Origin of the sequence: Kitasatospora sp. McL0602, from assembly GCF_052076145.1 — a bacterium.
GTDB lineage: Bacteria > Actinomycetota > Actinomycetes > Streptomycetales > Streptomycetaceae > Kitasatospora.
Genome location: NZ_CP197246.1, coordinates 6,004,161 through 6,029,606, shown reverse-complemented (window position 1 = coordinate 6,029,606; position 25,446 = coordinate 6,004,161). Strand labels below are relative to the sequence as shown.

The following is a 25,446-nucleotide window of genomic DNA, read 5'->3' as shown; positions in this document are numbered from 1 at the left end:
TGAGGTAGGTCAGTTGAGGATGGAGCGGCCGATGATCTCCTTCATGATCTCGGTCGTCCCGCCGTAGATGGTCTGGATGCGCCCGTCGGTGAACGCCTTGGCGACTGCATACTCCGCCATGTAGCCGTAGCCGCCGTGGAGTTGGAGGCAGCGGTCGGCGGTGCGCTTGTGCAGCTCGGTGGCCCACCACTTGGCCATCGAGGCGTCCGAGGGGGTGAGTGCGTAGCGGCCCAGCTCGGTGATGCAGCGGTCGACGAAGGTGCGGGTGACGGCGCACTCGGTGGCGATCTCGGCGATCTCGAAGCGGACGTGCTGGAGCTTGGCGAGCGGGCGGCCGAAGGCCTCGCGCTGCTTGACGTACTCGGTGGTGATCTCCAGCAGGTGTTCGGCCCCGGCGATGGCGGAGACGGCGATGGCCAGGCGCTCCTGGGCGAGGTTCTGCATCAGGTGCAGGAAGGCGCCGTTCTCGACGCCGAGCAGGTTGGCCTTCGGCACGCGTACGTCGTTGAAGAACAACTCGGCGGTGTCCTGGGCCTTCTGGCCGATCTTGTCGAGGTTGCGCCCGCGCTCGAAGCCGGGCATGCCGCGCTCGACGACCAGCAGGCTGAGGCCCTTGGCGCCGCCCTCGGGCGTGGTCTTGGCGACCACCACGACGAGGTCGGCGAGGATGCCGTTGGAGATGAAGGTCTTGGAGCCGTTGAGCAGGTAGTGGTCGCCCTGGTCGACGGCGCTGGTGCGGATGCCCTGGAGGTCGGAGCCCGCGCCCGGCTCGGTCATCGCGATCGCGCTGATCAGTTCGCCGCTGCAGAAGCCGGGCAGCCAGCGCTGCTTCTGCTCCTCGGTGCCGAAGGCGGTGAAGTACGGCCCGATGACGTCGTTGTGCAGGCCGATCGCCAGCCCGCTGGCCCCGGCCCTGGTGAACTCCTCGGCGAGCACGGCCGCGTGGCGGAAGTCGGGCACTCCCCCGCCGCCGTACTCCTCGGGCACGGCGAGGCCGAGCAGCCCCTGCTTCCCGGCGGCGAGCCAGGCGCTGCGGTCGACGATGCCCTCCCGCTCCCAGCGGTCGTGGTGCGGCAGCACCTCGCGGGCGAGGAAGGCCCGGACGGTCTCCCGGAAGTCCTCGTGCTCCTGGGTGTAGAGCTCGCGTTCCACCAGTGTCTCCTTCTACTGCTTCAGCAGACCGGGGACGCCCCAGTCGTCGGCGATCTCGGCGGTGTGGGCGCCCGGCAGGGCGGGCGGGCGGCGCAGCGTGCCCGGCGTGCCGGAGAAGCGCGGCGCGGGGGCGGGCTGGGTCAGCCCGTCGTGGGTGGTGTAGGTGGCGCGGGCCGCGAGGTGCGGGTGCTCGGCGGCCTCGCCGAGGGTGAGGACGGGTGAGGTGCAGGCGTCGGTGCCCTCGAACACCGCCGTCCACTCGGCCCGGGTGCGGGTCGCGAATCGGGCCGCGATCTGCTCGCGCAGTTCGGGCCAGCGCGGGATGTCGAACTGCCCGGGGGCCTCGGGGTCGAGGCCGAGGAGCCGGGTGAACTCGGCGTAGAACTGCGGCTCCAGCGCCCCGACGGCCATGTGGCCGCCGTCGGAGGTGCGGTAGACCGAGTAGCAGGGGGCGCCGCCGTCCAGCAGGTTGGTGCCGCGCCGGTCCTGCCAGAGGCCGGTGGCGCGCAGGCCCCAGAGCATCGAGGTGAGGTGGGCGGTGCCGTCCACGATCGCGGCGTCGACGACCTGGCCGGTGCCGGTGGCGCGGGCGTGGTGCAGCGCGGCCAGCAGGCCGACCACCAGGTAGAGGGAGCCGCCCGCGTAGTCGCCGAGCAGGTTGGCCGGGATGGCGGGCGGCCCGTCGGGCTCGCCGATCAGGCCGAGCACTCCGGCGGTGGCGGCGTACCCGATGTCGTGTCCGGCGGCGGTGGCGAGCGGGCCGTCCTGACCCCAGCCGGTCATCCGGCCGTAGACCAGGGCCGGGTTGCGGGCGAGGCACGGCTCGGGGCCGACGCCGAGGCGTTCGGCGACGCCGGGGCGGTACCCCTCGATCAGCAGGTCGGCCCTGGCGACCAGGTCGAGCACCAGGCCCGGCCCGTCGGGGGACCGCAGGTCGACCACGGCGGAGCGCTTGTTGCGGTTGGTGACGTCGTGCGCCGGATCGGCCCCCAGCGCCGGGGGTGTCGGCCGGTCGACCCGTACGACGTCGGCGCCGAGGTCGGCGAGCAGCATGGCGGCGAACGGCCCTGGGCCGATGCCCGCCAGTTCGACCACGCGTACTCCGGCCAGCGGCCCGGTTCCGGTCATCTGTTGCCCCCGTCAGAGGTTTGACAGTAGAGCTGTAACACTGGCGATGATAGAGAAGCGACCGGCCGGTAACAAGAAGGTGGGACCGCCGACGATCAGCGAGCTGCTCCTCAGGGAGGAGGCGCTACTTCCCCCGCCCGAGGGAGGCGGATCGTAGGTCAGGCCGATGCCCTGGCGGAGCCCGCCGCAGCAGAGTTACGGCCATGAATCCCACCCCGCCCGGTGCGCTGCGCAGGGGCCTCAGCGGCGTCGCCGTCGCCGCCGCCGTCCCGTACCTGACCCTCAAGCTGCTCTGGCTGTGCGGCTCGACCGTGGGTTTCGTCGACCCGGCCGATGCGCAGGCCCGCACCCTCTGGGCCCTCAACCTGGCGAGCTTCGGCATGGACGCCGTGGCCGTGGTGCTCGCGCTCGCCCTGGTCCGGCCGTGGGGCCGCCGGCTCCCCGCCGCGCTGCCGGCCTTCCCGATGTGGGTCGCCACCGGGCTGCTCGGCACCCTGCTGGCGGCACTCCCGGTCGACCTGCTCGCCAACCTGCTGCTCGGCCCCGAGCAGGTGCCCCCCACGCAGCAGGCGGACGGACTGCGGCCCTGGGTGTACGTCCTCGTCTACGGCGGGTTCTCCGTCCAGGGCCTGGCGCTGCTCGCCGCGTTCGCCCTCTACGCCCGGGAGCGCTGGCCCGGCCTGCTGCGCAGCACGGTCTCCGACCTGCCGCGCACCGACACCCTCACCCTGCAGCGCGTGCTGACCTGCGCCGCCGTGCTGCTGGCCGCCCCCGCCACCTTCGCCCACCTCTACTGGGCGTTCGGCGGGCAGAGCGGTCTGCCGCGCGATCAGGCGGGCCAGGCGCAGCGCTCCTTCGAGGTCATGCACGGCGTCTGGGCCGCGCTGACAGTGGTGGCGTGCACGGCGATGCTGGCGCTGGTGTTCCGCTGGTCGGCCCAGCGTCGGCTGCTGCTGCCGCTGGTGGCGGCCTGGTACGCGTCCGGTTCGGTGTTCGCCTGGGGTGCCTGGACGTGGGTGGCGAACTCGCTCAGCGTGCACGCCCCCGACCCGGACCGCGGCCTCCCGCCCGCCTCCCTGCTGTCGATGGCGGCCCAGACCGGCGCCGGGCTGCTGATGCTGGTGGTCGGCTCGATCATGCTGATCGAACGGGCGTGCCGGGCTGACGTAGAGTCAGGGCGATGAGTGCACTGATCGGGCGGCGGGCGCTGCTGCGCTGGGTCCACCTGATCCTCGGCGGTGCGCTGCTGATGCCGCCGTGGCTGCTGGCGCAGACCGCGCTCGGCATGCTCCACCCGGGCGGGAGCGCCGCGCAGGGAGCAGTGCTGCAACTGCTCGCCTTCGCCGTGGCGCTGCCGATCGCAGCCGTGATCGCGCTGGTGCCGGTGGTCCGCGTACTGGCGGCAACCGCTGCCCGTGCGCTCTGCGCGGGGGCGGCCGTGGAGGACCTGGCCACGACGCCGTCCGAGTCCTGGTCGGCGCGGCGGCGCACGGCCGCCTGGTACGTGCTGCACCTCTTCCTCGGCGGGATCGTCAGCGGGCTGTCGCTCGCCGTGCCGCCGTTCGCGGCGGTGCTGCTGCTCTCCGGTGTCGACGTGATCGGCAACCCCGGGCGCGGCCTGGTACGGCACGCTCTCGGCGGACACACCGATCTCGGCCTGGTGCTCGGCCCGGCCCTGCTGCTCCTCCTACTGGCGGTCAACGCCGGCGCGGGCGCCTGGCTGGCCCGCAGCGCACCCGCCCTGCTCGGGCCGACACCTGCGGAGCGCCTGGCGGCGGCCGAGCAGCGGGCCGTCGAGCTGGCCCGACGCAACCGGCTGGCACGCGAGCTGCACGACTCGGTGGGGCACGCGCTCAGCGCGGTGAGCATCCAGGCGGCCGCGGCGAGCCGGGTGCTCGGCTCCGACCCGGCGTTCGCGGCCGAGGCGTTGCGGGCGATCGAGGACACCGCCCGCAACGCGGTGGCCGAACTCGACACCGTGCTCGGCCTGCTGCGCGAGGAACCCACCACCGCGGGCGACGCCGGGCCGACGCTGGCCGAACTCGGCGGCCTGCTGGAGCAGATGCGGCTCGCGGGCGTGACGGTCGAGTCCTCCGACGCCCCCGAGCTGGCGCCGGAGCTGGCGCGCGAGGTGTACCGGATCATCCAGGAGGGGCTGACCAACGTGCTGCGGCACGCCGGGCCGGTGCCCGCCCGGCTGCGGCTGGAGCTGCGGGAAGGCTGGCTCGATGTGGAGCTGACCAACCCGCTGGGCGCCGGGCGCCCGAGCCGCCCCGGCGGCAGGCGGGGGCTGCGCGGGGTGGCCGAACGAGCCGCGGCGCTGCGGGGCAGTTACGAGGCCGGACCACAGGACGGGAGCTGGCGGCTCGCCGTCCGGCTGCCCACAGGAGGGGAAGCATGATCAGGGTGGTGATCGCGGACGACGAGCGGCTCGTCCGCACGGGCCTGCGGGTGGTGCTGGACGCCGAACCCGACCTGGAGGTGGTCGGCGAGGCCGCGAACGGCGCCGAGGTGGTGGCGCTGGTCCACCGGCTGCGGCCGGACGTCGTCCTGATGGACGTCCGGATGCCCGGCGTCGACGGCATCCAGGCCACCGAGCAGTTGGTCACCACGGTCGACCCGGCGCCGAGGATCCTCGTCGTCACCACCTTCGAGAACGACGACTACGTCTACGGCGCGCTGCGCGCCGGAGCAGCCGGCTTCCTGCTGAAGCGGGCCCGAGCGGAGGAGATGGTGCAGGCCGTCCGGCTGGTCGCCCACGGCGACTCCCTGCTCTTCCCCGCCGCCGTACGGGAGCTGGCGCTGACCCGCCGCGACCCCCGCAGCCCGCAGGCCGGGCAGCTCGCCCGGCTGACCGAGCGGGAGGGCGAGGTCCTGCGGCTGATGGCGGCGGGCCTGGCCAACAGCGAGATCGCCGAACGGCTGGTGGTCAGCCTGGAGACGGTGAAGTCGCACGTCGGGAGCGTGCTGGCCAAGCTCTGCGTACGGGACCGTACCCAGGCGGTGATCGCGGCCTACGAGTCCGGATTCGTCCGGCCCGGCTAGCTTCCGTCGGGCTGCTACCGGTGGGTAGAGTGCGGCGGACCGACCGACCCGTACGAAGAACTGGTGCACCGCATGTCAGTCTGGACCCGCCCCGCCTTCTGGTGGCGCCTCGCCATCGCCCTCTCGGCCGGGCTCGGTCTGATCCTCGGGCAGGGCTCGCTGGTGTACTTCACCATCGAGAGCAACGTGATCGTGCTCGGCTACTTCGCCGGGGCCGTCTACTGGATGGCCAAGCGCGGCACCGTCGACGCCCCCGCGCCCCGGCTGCGCGGCGCCGCCACCCTCTACATCACCATCACGGGCATCGTCGCCCACGTCCTGCTCAACCACGGCGCGAACCCGCTGCCCGGCCTGACCTCCGGCCCGGAGCAGCTGCAGAACTGGTCGAGCTTCTTCCTGCACTACGTCACGCCGGTCATGGTGATGATCGACTGGCTCTGCCTCAAGCCCCGCAACGCCTCGCACTGGCGGGACATGCCGCTCTGGCTCACCTTCCCGCTCGGCTACGCCGGGCTGACGCTGCTGCGCGGGGCGCTCTTCCCGCACTTCACCAACGCCTACCCCTACTTCTTCCTCGACCCCACCACCAACGGCTACGGCTGGGTGGCCGGCCAGATCGCCCAGCTGACGGTCGAGTTCATCGTCCTCGCCGCCGCCGTGGTCGGCCTCGACCGCCTCGGCACCAAGCTCCGCCGCAAGCTGCGGCCCGCGGCAGCTTAGGCAGCGGGCCGGCCCCCAGGAGCGCGGGGAACTGCGTAAGGGCTCAGATCCGCCAGGTGCGGATGCGGTCGGCCGCCGCGAAGACGTCGGCGCGGGATTCGGCCACGTCGCGGGCGAGTTCGACCAGGGCGCCGTAGGGCGGGTCTATGCCCTCCTCGGCGGCGTGCATGTAGGCGGCGGTGGCCATGCAGGCGTAGAGGTTGTTGCGGACGGGCAGCGGGCGCAGTTGGACGATGGTGTGCATCAGGGCCGCCGCGCACCAGGACGGGTCGGCGTCGTGGCCGAGCTGGGCGGTGTTGACGCGGTGCCGCGCGACGGCGGCCTGGAGGGCCGAGTAGTCGCGGACGGTGAGGTCCTCGGGCGAGGCCTGCTCCTGGACGTCGAGGAGCCAGCGGATGTCCACGTGCAGCAGCATCAGGCGGCGGTGCGCTTGGCGGCCGGGGTGTCCTCGGGGAACGCTGCGTCGAACTCTTCCAGGTGCTCGTTCCAGAACGCCACGGCGTGACTGACGAACGTCCGCCGCTTCTGCTCCCGCACGCTGAGGTCGTGGACGTACGCCTTCACACTCTTGCCGTCCGCAGCGGCGGCCTCGCGGATGGCGGCGAGTTCGAGCTCGGTGTACTCAATGTTGAGTGCTGGCATGGCCCGATGGTACCGGGCGGGCAGGCGGCACGGTACCCGCCCGGTACCTGGGCATTCACCCCGTCACATCGGGTCGACCTCCCGCAGTGTGCCGTCGAGTTCCAGCCATCGGGTGATCCCGAGGCCGCGCAGGAACGGCAGGTCGTGGCTGGCGACGATCAGCGCACCCTGGTAACCGGCCAGGGCCTGGGTGAGCTGGCGGACGCTGGCGAGGTCGAGGTTGTTGGTCGGCTCGTCCAGCATCAACAGCTGCGGCGGCGGGTCCGCGAGCAGCAGGGCGGCCAGCGCCGCGCGGAAGCGCTCGCCACCGGAGAGCGTGCCCGCGAGCTGGTCGGCCCGGCCGCCCCGGAACTGGAACCGGGCCAGCCGGGCCCGGACGGCGTTGTCGCCGACCGCCGGGGCGTACCGCTTCACGTTCCCCACCACCGACAGCGTGTCGTCCAGCAGGTCGAGCCGCTGGGGCAGGTACCGCAGCGGGACGGGGGTGCTGATCTCGCCCTCGACGGGTGTCAGCTCCCCCGCGACGGCGCGCAGCAGGGTGGTCTTGCCCGAGCCGTTGCGGCCCACCAGCGCGACCCGCTCGGCGCCGCGCAGCTCCAGGTCGGCCCGCGGCCCGTACGGGAGGCGGACGTGGTCGAGATGCAGCACGGTGCGGCCCGCCGGGACGGCGGTGCGCGGGAGGTCGATGCGGATCTCCGCGTCGTCCCGGACGGCGTCCTCGGCCGCTGTCAGGCGCTCCTTGGCCTCGGTGAGGCGCTCGGTGTGCATGCCGCGCACCCGCCCGGCGGTCTCCTGGGCCTGGCGCTTGAGCTTGCCCGAGAAGACCTTCGGGTCGTTCCGGGTCACCGCGCGCTTCTTGCCGTAGCTCGCGCTGCGGTCGAGCTTCACCCGGGCCTCGGCCAAGTCCCGCTTCTGGCGCTGGACGTCGCCCTCGGCGGCCCGCACCAGCCGCTCGGCGGTCTCCTGCTGGGCGGCAACCGTGCGCTCGTACTCGGCGAAGTTGCCGCCGTACCAGGTGACGGCGCCGTCCCGAAGGTCGGCGATCTGGTCGACGTGCTGGAGCAGCTCGCGGTCGTGGCTGACCACGACCAGCACGCCCGGCCAGCTCGCCACCGCCTCGTAGAGGAGTGAACGGGCCCGCCGGTCCAGGTTGTTGGTCGGCTCGTCGAGCAGCAGCACGTCCGGGCGGCGGAGCAGCAGGGCGGCCAGGTGCAGCAGCACGGCCTCGCCGCCGGAGAGCTCCCCGGTGGTGCGGTCGAGGCCGAGCCGCTCCAGGCCGAGGCGGTCGAGCACGGCGCGGGCCCGCTCCTCGACGTCCCAGTCGTCGCCGACGGCGGTGAAGTGCCGCTCGTCGGTGTCGCCCGCCTCGATGGCGTGCAGCGCCTCGCGGGCGGCCCGGATGCCGAGCGCCTCGTCGACCTGGCGGGCCGTGTCGAAGGTGACGCCCTGCGGCAGGTAGCCGAGCTCGCCGCCGATCCGGACGGTGCCGGAGGTCGGGGTGAGCTCGCCCGCCATCAGCCGCAGCAGCGTCGACTTGCCCGAGCCGTTGAGGCCGATCAGGCCGGTCCGGCCGGGGCCGACGGCGAGATGGAAGCCGTCGAGCACGGTCGTGCCGTCAGGCCACTCGAAGCCGAGCTCGGTGCAGAGTACGGAGGTGGTCGGATGTGCCATGGAGGCCTCCCGGGTGGTTGCTGTGGGTGGTGGAGGTAGCAACACGGGAGACACCGCGCAGGCGGCGACGATGAGGACAGGCCCCGGCGGAGTACACGGGAAGCCTGCTCGAGCCTGAGGTCGCACGCTCACACGCGCCGCACGCTCGATGAGCGGGTGCGGCGGGGGCGGTGTCTCAAAACCTCAGTAGAGCAACGGCCTTCTCCAGTCTTCGGTGCCTGTTGGGATCAACCGTAGGACGGGAGCCGGGCGGCCCGCAAAGGATTATTCTCGGCGCCCGACGGCGCCGACTAGGATCGGGGCATCATGAGCGCCACTCTCGTTGTCAAGGATTTCAGCGCCGGTCACGGCGAACGCACCCTCTTCTCCGGCCTGGACCTGGTCGTCGCCCCGGGCGACGTCATCGGCCTGGTCGGCGTGAACGGGGCCGGCAAGTCGACCCTGCTGCGGCTGCTGGCCGGGCTGGACACCCCCGAGGGCGGCTCACTGAAGCTGAGCCCGCCGACGGCCAACGTCGGCCACCTGCCGCAGGAGCCGGAGCGCCGCCCCGGCGAGACCGTCCGCGACTTCCTGAGCCGTCGCACCGGCGTCGCCGACGCCCAGGCCGCCCTGGACGCGGCGACCGAGGGCCTGGTCGAGGGCCGGGCGGGCTCGGACGACGCGTACGCCGAGAGCCTGGACCGCTGGCTGGAGCTCGGCGGCGCCGACCTGGACGAGCGCGCCGAGGAGGTCGCGAGCACCCTCGGGCTGACCGTCGGCCTCGACCTGCCGATGACGGCGCTCTCCGGCGGCCAGGCCGCGCGGGCCGGCCTCGCCTCGCTGCTGCTCTCCCGCTACGACGTCTTCCTGCTCGACGAGCCGACCAACGACCTCGACCTGGACGGCCTGGACCGCCTGGAGGGCTTCGTCAAGGGCCTGCGCGCCGGCACGGTGGTGATCAGCCACGACCGCGAGTTCCTGGCCCGCACCGTCACCAAGGTGCTGGAGCTCGACCTCGCCCAGCAGCAGGTCAAGCTCTTCGGCGGCGGCTACGAGGCGTACCTGGAGGAGCGCGCGGTGGCCCGCCGGCACGCCCGCGAGGAGTACGACGAGTACGCCGACACCAAGGCCGGGCTGGAGGCACGGGCCCGGATGCAGCGCGGCTGGATGGACAACGGCGTCCGCAACGCGCGCCGCAAGTCCAGCGACAACGACAAGCAGGCCCGCGCGACGCGTGCGGAGTCGACCGAGAAGCAGGCCTCGAAGGCCCGGCAGACCCAGCGCATGATCGAGCGCCTCGACGTCGTCGAGGAGCCGCGCAAGGAGTGGGAGCTGCGGATGGAGATCGCCGCCGCGCCGCGCTCCGGCTCGGTGGTCGCCACCCTGCGCGCCGCCACCGCCAAGCGCGGCGACTTCGCCTTCGGCCCGGTGGACCTCCAGATCGACTGGGCGGACCGCGTCGCCATCACCGGAGCGAACGGCGCGGGCAAGTCGACGCTGCTCGCCGCGCTGCTCGGGCGGCTCGAACTCGACGGCGGCAGCGCGGTGCTGGGCTCGGGCGTGGTGGTCGGCGAGGTCGACCAGGCACGCGGGTTGTTCCTGGGCGAGGAGGCGCTGTTCGCGGCCTTCGCGGCGGCCGTGCCGGAGCAGACCGACGAGGAGGTCCGCACGCTGCTGGCGAAGTTCGGGCTGAAGGCGGCGCACGTGATGCGCCCGGCCGGCACCCTCTCCCCCGGCGAGCGGACGCGGGCGGCGCTCGCCCTGCTCCAGGCGCGCGGGGTCAACCTGCTGGTGCTGGACGAGCCGACCAACCACCTCGACCTGCCCGCGATCGAGCAGCTGGAGTCGGCACTCGCCTCGTACACGGGCACGCTGCTGCTGGTCACCCACGACCGGCGGATGCTCGACGCGGTGACGGTCAACCGGCGGATCGACGTGGCGGGCGGGCGGGTCACCGAGAACCGGTAGCAGACTGACAGTAGGCGCGCAGGCCCCAGTGGTCTGGTCCAATCGGGCCATTCCACCGGGGCCTCTGCATGTGCTCTGCTGTCGCCCATGAGTGACAGTGCATCGGCAGCGGCGTCCTACCCGACCGTGCCGCTCCTCCCCATGACGGTGCCCGCCCACGAGGCCGAGGCCCGCAGCAGGTCCTTCCACGACGTGATGGCGCAGCGCCGGACCGTCCGCGACTACTCGACCCGGCCGCTGCCCGAGGGCGTGATCGAGTGGGCCGTCCGCACCGCCGCGACGGCGCCCAGCGGCGCCCACGTCCAGCCCTGGCGGTTCGTGGTGATCACCGACCCGGAGCGCAAGCGGCGGCTGCGGGTGGCCGCCGAGGCGGAGGAGCGCGAGTTCTACGCGCACCGGGCCTCCCCGGAGTGGCTGGCCGCGCTGGCCCCGATCGGGACGGACTGGCAGAAGCCCTTCCTGGAGGACGCCCCGGCCGTGATCGTGGTCTTCGAGGTCCACAAGGGGCCGGGTTCGCCGCGCCCGTACTACACCAAGGAGTCGGTCGGCATCTCCGTCGGCCTGCTGCTCGCCACCCTCCACCAGGCCGGCCTGGCGACGCTGACGCACACCCCGAGCCCGATGAAGTTCCTCAACGAGGTGTGCGGCCGGCCCCCCGAGGAGCGGGCCGCGTACGTCATCCCGGTCGGCTACCCGGCCGACGACGCCCGCGTGCCCGACCTGCAGCGCAAGGAGCTGGACGAGGTGCTGATCCGGCTCTGACAACACGTCATGAGCAGGTAAAACTGACTGGCTCCGGCAATGATCAAAGACGATAATCCAGTCATGAGCCACACCGCCGAAGAACCTGTCGCCACCGTCCGTCCCCCCGAGTCGATCTCCCTGCCCGGCGGGATCTCCCTCCGCCGCAGGGCCGAGGGAGACGCCCCGGCGCTCAACGCCTCCGTCGTCGCCAATCTCGAACACCTCCGCCCGTGGATGCCCTGGGCCGGGTCGAAGCCGAGTCTGGAGCGCACCGAGGCGATGGTCACGGCGGGCATCGCCATCTGGGACGAGGGCAGCGACTTCATGTACCTGGTCTGGCTCGACGGCGCCCCCGACAGCGTGATCGGCGCCTTCGGCCTGCACAGCCGCGTCGGCGCGGGCGCCCTGGAGATCGGCTACTGGGTGGCCGCCGACCACACCGGCAAGGGCATCGCCACCGAGTGCGCCCGCGCCCTCACCGAGGCCGCCCTCACCCTCCCGGGCATCGAGCGGGTCGAGATCCACTGCGACGTGGCCAACAAGGCCAGCTCGGCCGTCCCCCGCAAGCTCGGCTACCGTCTCGACCACATCCGCGACGCCCCGGTCACCGCCCCCTCCGAGAGCGGCCGCCTGGAAATCTGGATCACCGAGCACTGAGGCCCCGGCCCCCAGGGGCGCGCGGCCCCGCGCCCCTGGGCCGTGCCTAGTACCGGTCGCCGACAGGTGCCGGGAGGGCGTCGAGCTCCGCCAGATCCGCCGCAGAGAGGGTGAGGTCAGCCGCAGCTGCGTTGTCCGCCAGGTACTTGGGCGTCTTGGTGCCGGGGATCGGCACCACGTACCGGCCCTGGGCCAGCACCCAGGCGAGCGCCACCTGCGCGGTGGTCGCGCCGATCCGGGCGGCGATCTCCTGCACCTTGGCGACCAGCGCCAGGTTGGCCTCCAGCGCCTCGGCCTGGAACCGCGGCAGCGTGGAGCGCCAGTCGTCGGCGGGCAGATCGGCGGCGGAGGTGAAGCGGCCGGTCAGGAAGCCGCGCCCGAGCGGCGAGAACGGCAGGAAGGCGATGCCCTGCTGCTCGGTGTACGGGAGCACCTCGGCCAGCGCGTCCCGCGTCCAGAGCGAGAGCTCGGACTGCACGGAGGCCACCGGGTGGACGGCCTGGGCCCGCTTGATCTGCTCCACCGTCACCTCCGAGAGCCCGATCGCCTTCGCCTTGCCCGCCGCGACGGTCTCGGCGAGTGCGCCCCAGGTCTCCTCGATCGGCACCTCGGGGTCGACCCGGTGCAGCTGGTAGAGGTCCACGTGGTCGGTGCCGAGCCGCCGCAGGCTGGCGTCGATCGCGCTGCGGACGTGCTCCGGCCGCCCGTTGTTGCCCACCCGAAGGTCCCCGGTGCCCGGCACCAGGCCGACCTTGGTGGCCAGCACCGCCCGCTCCCGGTACTCCGGGGTCAGGCCACGGCCGACCAACTCTTCGTTGTCGTACGGGCCGTAGATGTCCGCCGTGTCGATCAGCCGCACCCCGAGGTCCAGCGCCGAGCGCAGCACCTCGACGGAGGCCGTGTCGTCGCGGCCGTTCGGGTCGTAGGCCCAGGTCATCCCCATGCAGCCGAGCCCGACGACGCCGACCTCGGGGCCGTCCGCGCCAAGTGTGGTGGTACGCATGTCCGCTGTTCTCCTTCAGCTCGGGTCCGTGCCGGGACCGACTCTGCCCCTTGGAGTGCACTCCAAGTCAAGGCGACACAGCGGCTCGCCGAGCGGCCCCGCAACCTTAAGCGTGACGTAAACCGAGCCCGGATGCTTGACGTGCACAGTTGGTCTAGTCCATTTTGAACTCAGGGCGGCGCGGCCCGGCCTGACGGACAGGCAGCGCTCAGCCCTGGCCCCGTTCAGGACCACCCCCACAGCCCACCCCCCGGCGCACCCCCGAGTGACCAGCGCCGGCGGCCCGGCACGTCCCGAAAGGCACCCCACATGCCACGCGCGCTCCAACGCCAAGCCGTCTCCCACGCCGCACCCCGCCGGGCGAAGCTCCTCCCGCTGGTCTGCGCCGCCACCCTCGCGGCGGGCGGCCTGGCCACCCTGGCCGTCAACGCCGAGGCCGACACGGTCAGCGGCAACCTGCTCGCCAACCCCGGCTTCGAGAGCGGCGCCCTCGGCGCCTGGAGCTGCACCACCGGCACCGGCTCGGTCGTCAACTCGCCCGCGCACTCAGGCTCGTACGCGCTCAAGGGCGCCGTCGGCAACAGCGACACCGCGCAGTGCGGCCAGACCGTCGCCGTGCAGCCGAACACCAAGTACTCGCTGAGCGCCTGGGTCCAGGGCCAGTACGTCTACCTGGGCGCGACCGGCAGCGGCGTGACCGACCCGGCGACGTGGACGCCCGGCGGCAGCAGCTGGCAGCAGCTCAGCACCACGTTCACCACCGGCGCGAGCACCACCAGCGTCAACGTCTACCTGCACGGCTGGTACGGCCAGGGCGCCTACCTCGCCGACGACGTCGCGCTCGTCCCCGGCAGCACTCCCCCGCCGCCCAGCTCGCCGCCGCCGAGCTCCACCTCGGCCTCGGCCTCGCCCTCCCCCAGCTCCTCGCAGACCTCGACCCCGCCGCCCAACGTCGCGGTGCCCGTCGCCCCGTACGTCGACATGGGCGCCTGGCCGGTGCCGGTGCTGGGGGACATGGCGGCGGGCGGCAACCTCAAGTCGTTCACCCTGGCGTTCGTGACCTCCGTCGGCTGCAAGGCCAGCTGGTTCAACGCGTGGGACCCGCGCGCCGGTTGGGCCAAGGACCAGATCGACGCGATCCGGGCGGCCGGCGGTGACGTGAAGATCTCCTTCGGCGGCGCCTCCGGCACCGAACTCGCCGCCGCCTGCACCACGGTGGACTCGCTCTTCGCCGAGTACGACGCCGTCGTCAACGCCTACAACCTCAAGTACGTCGACTTCGACATCGAGGGCTCGGCCGTCGCCGACAAGGCCTCCAACGACCGCCGCTCGGCCGCCCTCGCCAAGCTCCAGAAGGCCCACCCGGGCCTGAAGGTCTCGCTGACCCTGCCGGTGCTGCCGGAGGGCCTGACGGCCGACGGTGTCAGCATCGTCCAGTCGGCCCGCGACACCGGGGTCGACGTCGACCTCGTCAACGTGATGGCGATGGACTACGGGCGCCCGAACACCAACTACGGTGACGCAGCCGTCCAGGCGGCGCAGAGCACCCACGACCAGATCAAGGCCCTCTACCCGGCCAAGACCGACGCCCAGCTCTGGGCGATGACCGGCGTCACCCCGATGCTCGGCGAGAACGACGACCACCAGATCTACAACCAGGCCTCCGCCCAGCAGTTGGTGGCCTTCGCCAAGCAGCACCACCTCGGCGTGCTGGGCTTCTGGGAGATGACCCGGGACGCCAACGCCTGCACCGGCGCACTCTTCAAGTGCACCAACATCCCGCAGACGCCGTACGAGTTCTCGAAGATCTTCTCCCAGTACACCGGCTGACCCGGGCAGAGGCTGCGCCCCTCCGGGCGCAGCCTCGACTCCCCTGCCCAGGTGCCTAGTCGACGGCGATCCGGACGGCGAAGCCGGCCAGGGCGGTGCCCATCGCGTAGCGGTGCAGGCGCTGCCAGAGCGGGTGGCGGGTGAAGAAGCCGGAGACCGATCCGGCGGTCAGGATGAAGAAGCTGTTGCCCGCCACCCCGACGGCGATCTGCGTCAGGCCCAACGCCAGCCCCTGGAGGCCGACATGGCCCCGAGCGGGGTCCACGAACTGCGGGATCAGCGAGATGTAGAGGATCGCGACCTTCGGGTTGAGCAGGCAGGTGAGCAGGCCCATCAGGAAGAGCTTGCGCGGACCGTCCTGGTCCAACTCGGTGGGGGTGAAGGCGGACCGGCCCCCCGGGCGGACGGCCTTCCAGGCCAGCCAGAGCAGGTAGGCCGCTCCGGCCAGCTTGATCCCCACGTAGATCTCGGGCACCAGGGCGAAGACGGTGGCGATCCCGGCCAGCACCGCGGAGAGGTAGACCAGGAAGCCGACGAACACCCCGGAGAGCGAGATCAGCCCGGCTCTGCGGCCCTGGGAGATCGAGCGGGAGACCAGGTAGATCATGTTCGGGCCGGGCGTCATCACCATCCCGAGTGCCACCACCGCGATGCCCGCTATCGCTCCCCAGCTGGTCATACCGTCCCCCGTTCGCGCGTTCGTCCGTCCGTTCGATCTCCGGCGATCCTACGTGGGCTCCGGCACCCACCCGGCCTCGTCCCAGGCCCGCAGCTGAGCGGCCTTGGGGGTCGCCGACAGCACGGCGACGCTCTCGCCGCCGAGCACCAGCGTGCTGCTGGTCGCGGGCGAGAAGACCGGCAGGGCGGGCGCGTTCGGGCTGCTGGGCACGCCGCCCAGGGCGAACGCGGCCACCAGGTCGCCGAAGGTGTCGGAGACCAGCCGCTCCAGCGGGCCGTCGCCGAACTCCGCCGCGTTGGCCGGGATCGCGTTGGTGCCGAAGAGGAACGGCGAGGTCGACTCGTGCGGCGTGCCGAACCAGGGTGCCCGCACCGGGTGGGCAAACTCCATCCGGTACTGCCGGGCCGGGCAGGCCGCCGCCCGGCGCTCGGCCAGCCGGACGATCTGGTAGCGGAACAGCCCGTCGCCGTAGATCTCGGTGAGCAGCGACACCGGGTCCGCCGGGCGGCCCTCCGCGACGGCCGCCGCGCGGTAGGCGTCGATCAGCCGGCCGGGCAGCCCGTCCGGCACCTGGTCGGCGCCCTTGAGCAGGAACTGCGCAACCACGTCGTGCAGTTGGGCGTCGTCGGCGGGGGTGGGCAGTGGCGAGGGGGAGCCCGGCCCGGTGAAGAACGAGCCCTCGGTACGGGCGTTGACGGAGAACACCGGCAGCCCGGGGTCGGCGAGCTGCCAGTCGTAGCCGCGCATCCAGGTGCCGTCGACGACCGGACCCCGGTACTCGCGTCCGCTGCCCAGCGCGCGGCTCTGCGGCGGGCCGGTGAAGAGGCCGTCGTACGCGTCGCGCAGGGCGGTGGCGGGCACCGCGCGCAGGCCGGCGACGGTGGTGCCGAGCTTCCCGGCGGTCAGTTCGAGGGCTGTCCGGGCGTCCTCGGGGGTGAGGCCGACGGCCGGGCTCCACACGTGGGCGGCGCTGATCGGCACGATCCGGCGGATCAGCGGCCGGGTCTCGGGGTTCAGCGCGAGCTGCCACGTGCTGGAGCCGCCCGCCGAGGTACCGCAGAGGGTGATGTTGTCCGGGTCGCCGCCGAACGCCTCGGCGTTGCGGTGCACCCAGCGCAGCAGCGCGGCCTGGTCCTGGAGCCCCCAGTTGGCGGCCGAACCCGTCCGCCAATCAGCCAAGTCCTCGTGCAGCCCGAACCCGAACGCCCCCAGCCGGTAGTTGAACGTCACGACCACCAGCCCGCCACGCGCGGCCAGCCTCGCCCCGTCGTACGTGGGCATGCTCGACGCACCCAACTTCCAGCCACCGCCGTGGATGTAGACCAGCACCGGGCGGCTGCCCCGGGTGCCGGGCGTCCAGACGTTGGCGTACAGCGAGTCCTCGCTGCTGCCCGGCAGCGCCGACTGCAGCGAGGGCGGGCCGTACGCGGTCGCGTCGCGGACACCGTCCCAGGCAGCGGGCGGTCGGGGCGGGGCGAAGCGCAGCGAGCCGGTGGGCGGCGCGGCGTACGGGACGCCCTTGAAGACCGCCAGCCCGTCCACGCTGCTGCCCCGGACCCAGCCCGCCGAGGTACGGGCCTGCGGCACCCCGGCCGGGTCTGCGGCGGCCGCCGCGTGGGCGGCCGCCGGGCGGACGGTCAGTGCCGTGGCGGCGGCGGCCGAAGCCGCGAGGAACATCCGTCGGCGTATCCCCGCAGGTGACATGCGCTGGCTCCTTGGTCTCGGCTGCTACGGACCGAGTCTGTGCGCTGCCCCGACCGGTGCTCACCGTCCTGGCTGCTACTTCGTCAGCTGAAGAGCCCCCGGCGGATTCGGCGAGGACTACGATCACCTGATGACGGACACCACTGAGAGAGCAGGGGAACTCGCGGACCTGGCGGCCCGGTTCCCGGAGTTGCACGCACCGCAGCGTTGGGCCTGGGGCGGGATCGACGCACAGTTCTCGGCGGAGCTGCCGCCGGACGAGCTGATCACCAACATCCACCTGGTGGGGTTCGAGCGGGACAAGGTGGTGCTCTGCCGCGACGCGCGCGGCCACTGGTTCCTGCCGGGCGGCACCCGCGAGGCGGCCGAGAGCATCGAGGCGTGCCTCGTCCGGGAGCTGCGGGAGGAGGCCGGTGCCCGGCTGGCCGGGGAGCCGGTCTGGATCGGCGCCCACCGCTGCGTGACGGACAACCCCGTCCCGTACCGCCCGTGGCAACCGCACCCCGAGAAGGCCTGGCTCTGGGGCTGGGCCGACCTCACCGTCGACTCCACGCCCACCAACCCCGCCGACGGCGAACAGGTCGTCGAAGTCCGCGCCGTGCAGCCCGAGGAGGCCTGCCGCCTCCTCGTCCGCGGCCGCGACCCCTGGTGGGGCGAACTCATCACCCTCGCGGTCGAATCCCGAACTGGGTGACCCCAGGGGCGCGGGGCGCCCCTGGGGTCAACGTTTCACTTGGTGAGGCCCGCGCGGCGCAGGGCGTCGGCCATGGCGCTGTTGGCGGAGGACGGGGCCGCCGGCTGGGGCCGACGTTCCTGGCGCGGCGGGCGGGAGCTGCGGTCACCCCGGGGGGCCGATGCTGCCGGGGTCTCGTCGTCGAGGCGCAGCGTCAGGCCGATCCGCTTGCGCGGGACGTCGACGGTGGTGACGCGGACGCGGACGATGTCGCCGGGCTTGACCACCTCGCGCGGGTCCTTGACGAAGTTCTTCGACAGGGCGGAGACGTGCACCAGGCCGTCCTGGTGGACGCCCACGTCGACGAAGGCGCCGAACGCGGCGACGTTGGTGACGACGCCCTCCAGGACCATGCCGACCTCCAGGTCGCCGATCTTGTCGACGCCCTCCTTGAAGGTGGCGGTCTTGAAGGCGGGGCGCGGGTCGCGGCCGGGCTTGTCGAGCTCGCCGAGGATGTCGGTGACGGTCGGCACGCCGAAGGTGTCGTCGGCGAAGTCGGCGGGCCGCAGGGCGCGCAGCGCGGTGCTGTTGCCGATCAGCGAGCGCAGGTCGGTGCCGGTGGCGGTGAGGATGCGGCGGACGACGGGGTAGGCCTCGGGGTGGACGCTGGAGCCGTCCAGCGGGTCGTCGCCGCCGGGGATGCGCAGGAAGCCGGCGCACTGCTCGAAGGCCTTCGGCCCGAGCCGGGCGACGTCCTTGAGGGCGCGGCGGGTCCGGAACGGCCCGTTCGCGTCGCGGTGGGCGACGATGTTGTCGGCGAGCCCGGCGGTGATGCCGGAGACCCGGGTGAGCAGCGGTGCGGAGGCGGTGTTGACGTCGACGCCGACGGCGTTCACGCAGTCCTCGACGACGGCGTCGAGCGAGCGGGAGAGCTTCACCTCGCTCAGGTCGTGCTGGTACTGGCCGACACCGATCGACTTGGGGTCGATCTTCACCAACTCGGCCAGCGGGTCCTGCAGCCTGCGCGCGATGGAGACCGCGCCCCGGATGGAGACGTTGAGGTCGGGCAGCTCCTGCGAGGCGAAGGCCGAGGCGGAGTACACGGACGCGCCGGCCTCGGAGACCATCGCCTTGGTGAGCTTCAGCTCGGGGTGACGCTTGATCAGGTCCTCGGCGAGCTTGTCGGTCTCGCGGGAGGCGGTGCCGTTGCCGATCGCGATCAGGTCGACGGAGTGCTTGGCGGCGAGCACCGCGAGGGTGGCGATCGAGGCGTCCCACTTGTTGGCGGGCTGGTGCGGGTAGATCGTCTCGTACGCGAGGACCTTGCCGGTGGCGTCGACCACGGCGACCTTGACGCCGGTGCGGAAGCCCGGGTCGAGGCCCATGGTGGCGCGGGTGCCGGCGGGGGCGGCGAGCAGCAGGTCGCGCAGGTTGGCGGCGAAGACCCGGACGGCCTCGTCCTCGGCCTCCTGGCGGAGCCGGGTCCGCAGGTCGATGCCGAGCCGGACGAGGATGCGGGTGCGCCAGGCCCAGCGGACGGTGTCGCCGAGCCACTTGTCGGCCGGGCGGCCCCGATCGGCGATGCCGAAGCGGGCGGCGATCCGCTGCTCGTACGCGCTCTCGCCGGGCAGGTCGGAGTCCTCGGCACCGTCGAGGGGGGAGAGTTCGAGGTCGAGCACCTCCTCCTTCTCGCCGCGCAGCATGGCGAGGATGCGGTGCGAGGGGAGCTTGGTGTACGGCTCGGAGAAGTCGAAGTAGTCGGCGAACTTGGCGCCGTCCTGCTCCTTGCCGTCGCGGACGCGGGCGACCAGGCGGCCGCGCGTCCACATCCGCTCGCGCAGGCTGCCGACCAGGTCGGCGTCCTCGCCGAAGCGTTCGACCAGGATGGCGCGGGCGCCCTCCAGTGCGGCGGGCGCGTCGGCGACGGCCTCGCCGAGGTAGCCGGCGGCGGTGGCGGCGGGGTCGAGCCCGGCGTCGGCGAGCAGCGCGTCGGCGAGGGGTTCGAGCCCGGCCTCGCGGGCGATCTGGGCCTTGGTGCGCCGCTTCGGCTTGTACGGGAGGTAGATGTCCTCCAGGCGGGCCTTGGAGTCGGCGGCGAGGATCTGCGCGCGCAGGGTGTCGTCCAGCTTGCCCTGGGCCTCGACGGACTCCAGGACGGCCGTCCGGCGCTCCTCCAGCTCGCGCAGGTAGCGCAGCCGCTCCTCCAGGGTGCGCAGCTGGGCGTCGTCGAGCTCGCCGGTGACCTCCTTGCGGTACCGGGCGATGAAGGGGACGGTCGCGCCGCCGTCGAGCAGCTCGACGGCGGACCTCACCTGCCCCTCGCGGACGCCCAGCTCTTCGGCGATCTTGCGTTCGACTGGCATGGTCACGAAGCCGGCACCTTTTCCTGGGGTTCTGTTACCGCCCTGCATTCTGGCAGGTGCCCGGCCTCGGAGCGGTTCGGTCGTGCCCTCGGGGCGGCGTGGCGCGTTGTACAGGGGCGACCGGTGCGAGTGTCACAGCACCAAGCCGCAGTCTTTTACCCGCATATGATCCTGATTGTCTGATATGGGATGACCGGACAGGCCTCCCAGCTCGGACACCTTCTCGTGGAGGCGATGGTGGCTCAGGCCCCGACGCCGGTCACCCAGTGGGGCATCCCACAGGCCGGCCCGTTCCGCTGGACCAACCCCGCCACCTGGCCACGCGAGGCGCTCGCCCTGACCGGCTACTGGCTGGCCAGCCGGCTGGTGATGATCGGCATGATCCGCTCCGGCAAGGCCGAGCAGGCCATCGAGGTGCACCGCACCTACTTCCACTGGTACGAGATCCTCGTCCAGGGCACCTACCCCGTCGGCGACGTGACGTGGCAGTACCCGCCCGGCGCCGCGCTGGCGATGCTCGCCCCCGGCCTGCTGCCCTTCCTGACGTACCTGCAGGCGTTCGCGGTGCTGATGCTGCTCACCGACGGCGTCACCCAGGCGGTGCTCGTCCGGGTCTCGCTACGGCGCAGCGGCGGCGTGCACCGGGGCCGCTCCACCGCCGGGGCGTGGATGTGGGCGCTGGCCCTGCCCCTGCTGCTCGGGCTCCCCTACGGCCGCTACGACCTGCCCGTCACGGCGCTCGCGATGGCCTCCGCCCTGCTGCTGCCCAGCCGCCCCAGGATGGGCGGGGCACTCGCCGGGATCGGCGCGATGATCAAGGTCTGGCCCGCCCTGGTGGTGCTCGGCACCCCGCGCGGCCGCAGCACCCGGCAGGCCTGGACGGTCATGTGCGCCTCCGCCGCCGCCCTGCTACTGGTGCTCTGCACCGTCTTCGACGGCGCCTTCGACTTCCTGACGGCCCAGCAGGGCCGGGGCGTCGAGATCGAGTCGCTCGGCGGCAGCGCGCTCCAGATCGCCCGTCAGCTCGGCTGGCCCGGCGAGGTCGACCAGCACTACGGCTCGCTGGAGTTCCTCGGCCCGCACGTGCACGCCGTCGCCAGTGCCTCGCTACTGCTCACCGCCTTCGCCTTCGGCTGGCTGCTGCTCTGGCGCTTCCGGGCCCGCCGCTGGAACGCCGCCACACCCTACGACGCCGCGCTCACGGCGGTGCTGCTCTTCACCGTCACCAGCCGGGTGATCAGCCCGCAGTACCTGATCTGGCTGATCGGCCTGTGTGCCGTCTGCCTGACCGTCCGGGGCTCCTGCCAGCGGCCGACCGCCCTGCTGATCCTGCTCGCGGTCGGCGTCACCACCGTCGACTACCCGCTCTTCTTCGACTCGCTGATCCGTGGCGGCTGGTCGGCCACGGCGGTGATCGTGCTGCGCAACGGCCTCCTGCTGGCGGCCTCCGTCGGCTCGGCGACCCGGCTCTGGCGGGCCAGCGTCTCGCCCGTCCCCGCTCTGCAGAGCGCGACCCAGGTCCGCCGCGGCCCGATCCGGGTCGCCTAGCCGGCTGGTATCAGGAGACGTTCAGCGCCGTGTCGTCGATCACGAAGCTGGTCTGGAGCGAGGAGTCCTCGACACCGTTGAACTTCACGGTGACGCTCTGGCCGGCGTAGGCCGAGAGGTCGAAGGACTTCTGGACGAAGCCGGTGGCCGCGTTCACGTTGGAGTACGTGGCGAGCGCGGTGCCGTTGGCCGTGACGGTGAGCTTGTCGTAGGCCGTGGTGCCGGTCTCGGCGGTGTCGATGTGCAGCCAGAAGCTCAGGCTCGCCTTGCAGCCGGCCGGGATGGTGACGGTCTGCGAGATGGAGTCGGTGTGCGCGGAGCCGTAGCCGTTCATCCACGCCTTCCAGGAGCCCGAGTGGGCGGCCTGCGAGGCGCTGTTGTCGACGACACCGGAGGTGGTGGTCCACGGGGCGGCGGAGCCGGTCTCGAAGCCCGCGTTGCCGAGCACCTGCGCCGGGGTGCAGCCACCACCGCTCGCGGGGCTGACCGTCCAGCTGAAGGTGGCGCTGCCGCTCGGGCCGGTGCTGTCCGTCGCCGTCACCGTCACCGAGGACGTCCCGGCGGTGGTCGGCGTACCCGAGACCAGGCCCGTCGAGGCGTTGATCGACAGCCCCGCCGGAAGGCCGGTGGCCGCGTAGCTCAACGTACCCGCCGCCGTGTCCGACGCCGTGATCTGCAACGAAGCGGCCGTGCCGACCTTGCCCGTCTGGCTGCCCGGGTTGGTCACCGTGACGCTGCCGGTGGTGGTGCCGGCCCAGGCGTCGGTGATCGAGGTGGCGTTGGCGGCGGCGCCCGCGTAGGGGAGGCCGTACATGTCCTCGACGGTGCGCAGCACGCCGAAGTGGTCGACGTGCTCGTTGTAGTTGCCGGTCTTCACGGGCTGGCCGTCGAAGATGGTGGCGATCTGGTTGTTGCCCGCGCTGTCGTCCTCGTCGAAGGTGGTGATCAGGAGGCTGTTGTGCGCCTTTGCCCACTGGACGTAGCTGTCGAGGTGGGCCTTGAGCCAGGTGTCGCCGGTCGCCGTCGAGCAGTCGTGCATGTCGTTGCAGAGGTTCGGGACGACCCAGGAGACGGTGGGCAGCTGGGTGAAGTCGGTCGGGAAGGCCGAGAACGGCTTGTTCGCGGAGGCCGGTACGTTGCTGAAGTTGACCCAGGGGTTGTGCTTGCGGGCGTACTTGCCGGAGGTGCAGGCGGTCGAGCCGGCCGACGGCAGGTCCTCGGAGTACCCGGCGAAGGTCAGGCCCTTGGCGATCAGCTGGGCGCCCTCGTTGTCGGTGGAGAAGGTGTGCGGGCAGGAGTCGTCGGTGACGCCCTGGTTCGAGCCGGAGAACAGGTCCAGGTAGTTCGGCTCGCTCGGGTGCTCGATCGCGAACGCGTTGGTGAAGCTGGCCCCGGTGTTGGCGAGCTGGTTGAAGTACGGGGCCTGCGAGTTGCCGATGATCGATCCTTCGGCGGTGTTCTCGAACACCACGATCACCACGTGGTCCGGGCGGGGCACCGCGGCGGTGGCCGCCGCAACAGTGGGGGCGGTGGTGGCACCGGCAGCCGGGGCCAGGCCGCCGAGACCGGCCAGCAGGCCGAGGGTGGCCACGGCCGAGGTCAGGAGTTTCGCACGCACGGGTCGTTCTCCTTGTCGGGGAGGGAGCGCTCGGAGCGGGGCGAGCGATCGCCATCCTTCTGCCATTGAGCATGTCCCGACAAGGAGCGGGGAGCAACTTTGCCGTGAATTTCCTCGCCGCCACCCGCAGTTGGCCACTGCCAGGGGGCCTCTAGACTCCGGCCATGGATCAGACGCTGCTGGAGCAGCTCAGCACCGGGAAGTACCTGCTCGTCACCACCTTCAAGAAGGACGGCACCGGCGTCCCCACCCCCGTCTGGGTGGTCCGCGACGGCTCGGCCCTCGGCATCTGGACGGTCGCCGACTCCTGGAAGGTCAAGCGCATCCGCAACCGCCCCGACGTGCTGGTCGGCCCCTGCGACGTCCGGGGCAACCCGACCGGGCCGCAGACCCCGGCCACCGCCGAGCTCTGCGCCCCCGCCGCCACCGTCGAGTACCGCAAGCTGCTCCAGCGCAAGTACGGCCTGGTCGGCCGACTGACCCTGCTCGGCAGCCGCCTGCGCCGGGGCCCGGCCGGCACCGTCGCGATCCGGATCACCCTCACCGGCTGACTCCGATACCCCCGCCTCAGCCCCCGTCGACGGGCCAGCCGATCTCCAGCCGGTTGTCGGGGTGGCCCTGCTCGCCGCACCAACGGTGGTAGATCTCGTACGCCGGGCCCGCGAAGCCGAAGCCGTGCGCTGCGATCCAGTCGGCCACCGCGTCGTAGGCGGTGAACAGCTGCGGGTACGCCGACTCGGCCCCCTCCGTGACGATCCCGGCGAAGGTCGTCTCCGCGACGTCGAGCACGTACATCTGCTCCGGCAGATCGGCGGGCTGCGCGGCGTCGGCCCGGAACGGCAGACAGGCCTCGACCCTGGTCGGGCCCTCGTCACTCACCCGCCCGTGGTAGCGGACGAAGGCCGGGGCGTTGAGGGTGAGCGGGGCGGCGCCCGCCACGGTGTAGAGGCTCTGGAAGCCCGTCCGCATGAACTCGTCGGCACCGGCGGTGTCGATCTCTGCGCGGTAGGCCAGGGCATGGATCGGCCTGGCCTGACGGACGGTGACACGGTGGGACATCTCGGCTCCCTCGGTCGGGCTGCTCAACAGGTGACGCAGGACGGTCCGCTGGCCGTCGACCCGCCGCTGCGCGGCGTCGACGTGCGCCCACAGCTCACCGGCGAGGTCCAGACCGGCGGCGCGGCGCTCCAGCAGCTCCCGGACGTGCTCGATCGGCAGCCCCAACTCCCGCAGCCCCCGGATCAGTCGGGCCACCGCCACCTGGTCGTGCCGGTAGTAGCGGTAGCCGCTGACCGGGTCGGTACGGGCCGGGGTGAGCACCCCGCTGGCGTCGTAGTGCCGCAATGCCGTGATCGTCAGCCCGCTCGCCTGAGCGAACTGGCCTATCGGCAGCAGGTCCGTTCTGCGCATGCCCTTCACCCTGCCGTCTCGGGTAACCGGAGAGTCAAGCACCGTGCCCCACCTCCCGGGTCAGCCCGTCACCCCTCGTACGGGAGCAGCTCCGCCCGCTTGGGCGCCCGGCCGTCGCCGGAGGAGCGGCCGGTGAGGCGGCGGCCGATCCACGGGCCGAGGTGGAGGCGCAGCCAGTGCAGGTCCGCGCGCACGCGCGCAGCGCGGCTGCGCGGTGCGACCGGGGGCAGCGGCGCCCGCCAGTCGAACCCGGCCGGCCGGCCGAGGGCCTCCAGCACGGCGGCGGCGACCCGGCGGTGGCCCTCCGGCGACAGGTGCAGGCGGTCCTCGTCCCAGAGCCGGCGGTCGTCGAAGCAGGGTGCGGAGAAGAGGTCGACCACCAGGAGCCGGGGGTGTGCCTTCGCCAGGCCCTCGACGTACGCCTTCATCCGCAGGATCGCCGGCAGCAGCCGGGCACTCCCCCCGAGCCGCCGGGTCGGGTCGGTGCTGGTGAACATCACCACCGTGCCCCCGCCCGCGAGCAGCGCCTCGGCCGCCGAGCCGAGCAGCTGCTCCACCTGGACGATGTCGCAGCCCGGCCGCAGCACGTCGTTCAGCCCACCCGCCAACGTGACCAGCTCACCCCGCATCAACGCCGCCCGATCGATCTGCTCCCCGTGGATCTGCCCGATCAACTTCCCCCGCACCGCGAGGTTCGCGTACCGGAACTCCTCCCCCGGCAGCTCGGCGGCCAACGCGGCGGCGACGCGGTCGGCCCACCCCCGGTAGTCCCCGCCGGGCAGCAGCTCGTCGCACATCCCCTCGGTGAACGAGTCCCCGACGGCGACGTAGCTGCGGATGGCGGTGGGAGCGATCGTGTTGTCCATCCCGCGATTTTCGCATCACCGGCGAGTCGGCCATGGCCCCGCCCGC

General features: G+C 72.5%; 23 protein-coding genes. 11 read left to right on the top strand and 12 right to left on the bottom strand.

Features of this window, described 5'->3' with window-relative positions:
- Nucleotides 1-9 precede the first annotated feature (9 nt).
- Together ACR68M_RS27355 and ACR68M_RS27350 are read right to left on the bottom strand one after the other, a co-directional pair.
- Entirely contained in the window at nt 10-1,152 is a 1,143-nt protein-coding gene (locus ACR68M_RS27355) for an acyl-CoA dehydrogenase family protein (protein ID WP_441246791.1), read from the bottom strand.
- A gap of 12 nt (nt 1,153-1,164) precedes the next feature.
- Nucleotides 1,165-2,280 (bottom strand): CaiB/BaiF CoA transferase family protein, encoded by a 1,116-nt coding sequence (locus ACR68M_RS27350; protein ID WP_441246790.1) that lies wholly within the window; start codon nt 2,278-2,280, stop codon nt 1,165-1,167.
- A gap of 203 nt (nt 2,281-2,483) precedes the next feature.
- On the opposite strand from ACR68M_RS27350, the gene ACR68M_RS27345 reads away from it, so the two are divergent.
- From ACR68M_RS27345 to ACR68M_RS27330, 4 genes are all read left to right on the top strand, one after another.
- Entirely contained in the window at nt 2,484-3,464 is a 981-nt protein-coding gene (locus ACR68M_RS27345) for a hypothetical protein (RefSeq protein WP_441246789.1), read from the top strand.
- A complete protein-coding gene (locus ACR68M_RS27340; protein WP_441246788.1) occupies nt 3,461-4,681 on the top strand; it encodes a sensor histidine kinase in 1,221 nt (406 codons plus the stop codon). Before ACR68M_RS27345 ends, ACR68M_RS27340 begins: the two co-directional genes overlap by 4 nt.
- Nucleotides 4,678-5,325, top strand: coding sequence for a response regulator (locus ACR68M_RS27335; RefSeq protein ID WP_441246787.1), 648 nt, complete (start codon nt 4,678-4,680; stop codon nt 5,323-5,325). The genes ACR68M_RS27340 and ACR68M_RS27335 overlap by 4 nt, the downstream gene beginning before the upstream one ends.
- A 72-nt stretch (nt 5,326-5,397) precedes the next feature.
- A complete protein-coding gene (locus ACR68M_RS27330) occupies nt 5,398-6,045 on the top strand; it encodes a Pr6Pr family membrane protein (RefSeq protein ID WP_441246786.1) in 648 nt (215 codons plus the stop codon).
- A 43-nt stretch (nt 6,046-6,088) separates the two neighbouring features.
- On the opposite strand, the gene ACR68M_RS27325 is transcribed toward ACR68M_RS27330, so the two are convergent.
- From ACR68M_RS27325 to ACR68M_RS27315, 3 genes are all read right to left on the bottom strand, one after another.
- On the bottom strand, nt 6,089-6,460 hold the full coding sequence (locus ACR68M_RS27325; RefSeq protein ID WP_441246785.1) for a toxin Doc: 372 nt from the start codon (nt 6,458-6,460) through the stop codon (nt 6,089-6,091).
- Nucleotides 6,460-6,687, bottom strand: coding sequence for a hypothetical protein (locus ACR68M_RS27320; protein ID WP_441246784.1), 228 nt, complete (start codon nt 6,685-6,687; stop codon nt 6,460-6,462). Before ACR68M_RS27320 ends, ACR68M_RS27325 begins: the two co-directional genes overlap by 1 nt.
- Nucleotides 6,688-6,750: 63 nt before the next feature.
- Nucleotides 6,751-8,358, bottom strand: a complete 1,608-nt coding sequence (locus ACR68M_RS27315) for an ABC-F family ATP-binding cassette domain-containing protein (RefSeq protein ID WP_441246783.1) — start codon at nt 8,356-8,358, stop codon at nt 6,751-6,753.
- A 306-nt stretch (nt 8,359-8,664) separates the two neighbouring features.
- Here ACR68M_RS27315 and ACR68M_RS27310 point away from each other — a divergent pair, with 306 nt between their 5' ends.
- The 3 genes from ACR68M_RS27310 (at nt 8,665) to ACR68M_RS27300 (ending at nt 11,706) form a co-directional block, all read left to right on the top strand.
- The gene (locus ACR68M_RS27310) at nt 8,665-10,305 is read left to right on the top strand and encodes an ABC-F family ATP-binding cassette domain-containing protein (protein ID WP_441246782.1); all 1,641 of its coding nucleotides are present in this window, start codon (nt 8,665-8,667) and stop codon (nt 10,303-10,305) included.
- Nucleotides 10,306-10,392: 87 nt separating this feature from the next.
- Nucleotides 10,393-11,067 carry a nitroreductase family protein gene (locus ACR68M_RS27305; RefSeq protein ID WP_441246781.1) on the top strand — a complete coding sequence of 225 codons (675 nt, stop codon included), beginning with the start codon at nt 10,393-10,395 and terminating at the stop codon, nt 11,065-11,067.
- 63 nt (nt 11,068-11,130) lie between these two features.
- Nucleotides 11,131-11,706, top strand: a complete 576-nt coding sequence (locus ACR68M_RS27300) for a GNAT family N-acetyltransferase (RefSeq protein ID WP_441246780.1) — start codon at nt 11,131-11,133, stop codon at nt 11,704-11,706.
- A gap of 46 nt (nt 11,707-11,752) precedes the next feature.
- Here the strand turns inward: ACR68M_RS27300 and ACR68M_RS27295 are convergent, their stop codons facing one another.
- Nucleotides 11,753-12,709 (bottom strand): aldo/keto reductase, encoded by a 957-nt coding sequence (locus ACR68M_RS27295; protein ID WP_441246779.1) that lies wholly within the window; start codon nt 12,707-12,709, stop codon nt 11,753-11,755.
- A 309-nt stretch (nt 12,710-13,018) separates the two neighbouring features.
- Here ACR68M_RS27295 and ACR68M_RS27290 point away from each other — a divergent pair, with 309 nt between their 5' ends.
- Complete coding sequence (locus ACR68M_RS27290; protein ID WP_441246778.1) at nt 13,019-14,539, top strand: carbohydrate binding domain-containing protein; 1,521 nt, start codon at nt 13,019-13,021, stop codon at nt 14,537-14,539.
- A gap of 55 nt (nt 14,540-14,594) precedes the next feature.
- On the opposite strand, the gene ACR68M_RS27285 is transcribed toward ACR68M_RS27290, so the two are convergent.
- Both ACR68M_RS27285 and ACR68M_RS27280 read right to left on the bottom strand, forming a co-directional pair.
- On the bottom strand, nt 14,595-15,218 hold the full coding sequence (locus ACR68M_RS27285) for a LysE family translocator (RefSeq protein WP_441246777.1): 624 nt from the start codon (nt 15,216-15,218) through the stop codon (nt 14,595-14,597).
- 48 nt (nt 15,219-15,266) lie between these two features.
- The gene (locus ACR68M_RS27280) at nt 15,267-16,922 is read right to left on the bottom strand and encodes a carboxylesterase/lipase family protein (RefSeq protein ID WP_441246776.1); all 1,656 of its coding nucleotides are present in this window, start codon (nt 16,920-16,922) and stop codon (nt 15,267-15,269) included.
- Nucleotides 16,923-17,052: 130 nt separating this feature from the next.
- On the opposite strand from ACR68M_RS27280, the gene ACR68M_RS27275 reads away from it, so the two are divergent.
- The gene (locus ACR68M_RS27275; protein ID WP_441246775.1) at nt 17,053-17,616 is read left to right on the top strand and encodes an NUDIX hydrolase; all 564 of its coding nucleotides are present in this window, start codon (nt 17,053-17,055) and stop codon (nt 17,614-17,616) included.
- A gap of 35 nt (nt 17,617-17,651) precedes the next feature.
- Here the strand turns inward: ACR68M_RS27275 and ACR68M_RS27270 are convergent, their stop codons facing one another.
- Nucleotides 17,652-19,958, bottom strand: a complete 2,307-nt coding sequence (locus ACR68M_RS27270) for a Tex family protein (RefSeq protein ID WP_441251731.1) — start codon at nt 19,956-19,958, stop codon at nt 17,652-17,654.
- Between the two features lie 189 nt (nt 19,959-20,147).
- On the opposite strand from ACR68M_RS27270, the gene ACR68M_RS27265 reads away from it, so the two are divergent.
- Nucleotides 20,148-21,506, top strand: a complete 1,359-nt coding sequence (locus ACR68M_RS27265; RefSeq protein WP_441246774.1) for a glycosyltransferase 87 family protein — start codon at nt 20,148-20,150, stop codon at nt 21,504-21,506.
- A gap of 10 nt (nt 21,507-21,516) precedes the next feature.
- Here ACR68M_RS27265 and ACR68M_RS27260 read toward each other — a convergent pair whose 3' ends face one another.
- Nucleotides 21,517-23,124, bottom strand: coding sequence for an alkaline phosphatase family protein (locus ACR68M_RS27260; protein WP_441246773.1), 1,608 nt, complete (start codon nt 23,122-23,124; stop codon nt 21,517-21,519).
- 164 nt (nt 23,125-23,288) lie between these two features.
- Here ACR68M_RS27260 and ACR68M_RS27255 point away from each other — a divergent pair, with 164 nt between their 5' ends.
- Nucleotides 23,289-23,675 carry a PPOX class F420-dependent oxidoreductase gene (locus tag ACR68M_RS27255; RefSeq protein ID WP_441246772.1) on the top strand — a complete coding sequence of 129 codons (387 nt, stop codon included), beginning with the start codon at nt 23,289-23,291 and terminating at the stop codon, nt 23,673-23,675.
- Between the two features lie 16 nt (nt 23,676-23,691).
- Here ACR68M_RS27255 and ACR68M_RS27250 read toward each other — a convergent pair whose 3' ends face one another.
- Together ACR68M_RS27250 and ACR68M_RS27245 are read right to left on the bottom strand one after the other, a co-directional pair.
- On the bottom strand, nt 23,692-24,534 hold the full coding sequence (locus ACR68M_RS27250; RefSeq protein ID WP_441246771.1) for a MerR family transcriptional regulator: 843 nt from the start codon (nt 24,532-24,534) through the stop codon (nt 23,692-23,694).
- Nucleotides 24,535-24,602: 68 nt separating this feature from the next.
- Nucleotides 24,603-25,400, bottom strand: a complete 798-nt coding sequence (locus ACR68M_RS27245) for an SGNH/GDSL hydrolase family protein (RefSeq protein ID WP_441246770.1) — start codon at nt 25,398-25,400, stop codon at nt 24,603-24,605.
- Nucleotides 25,401-25,446 lie beyond the last annotated feature (46 nt).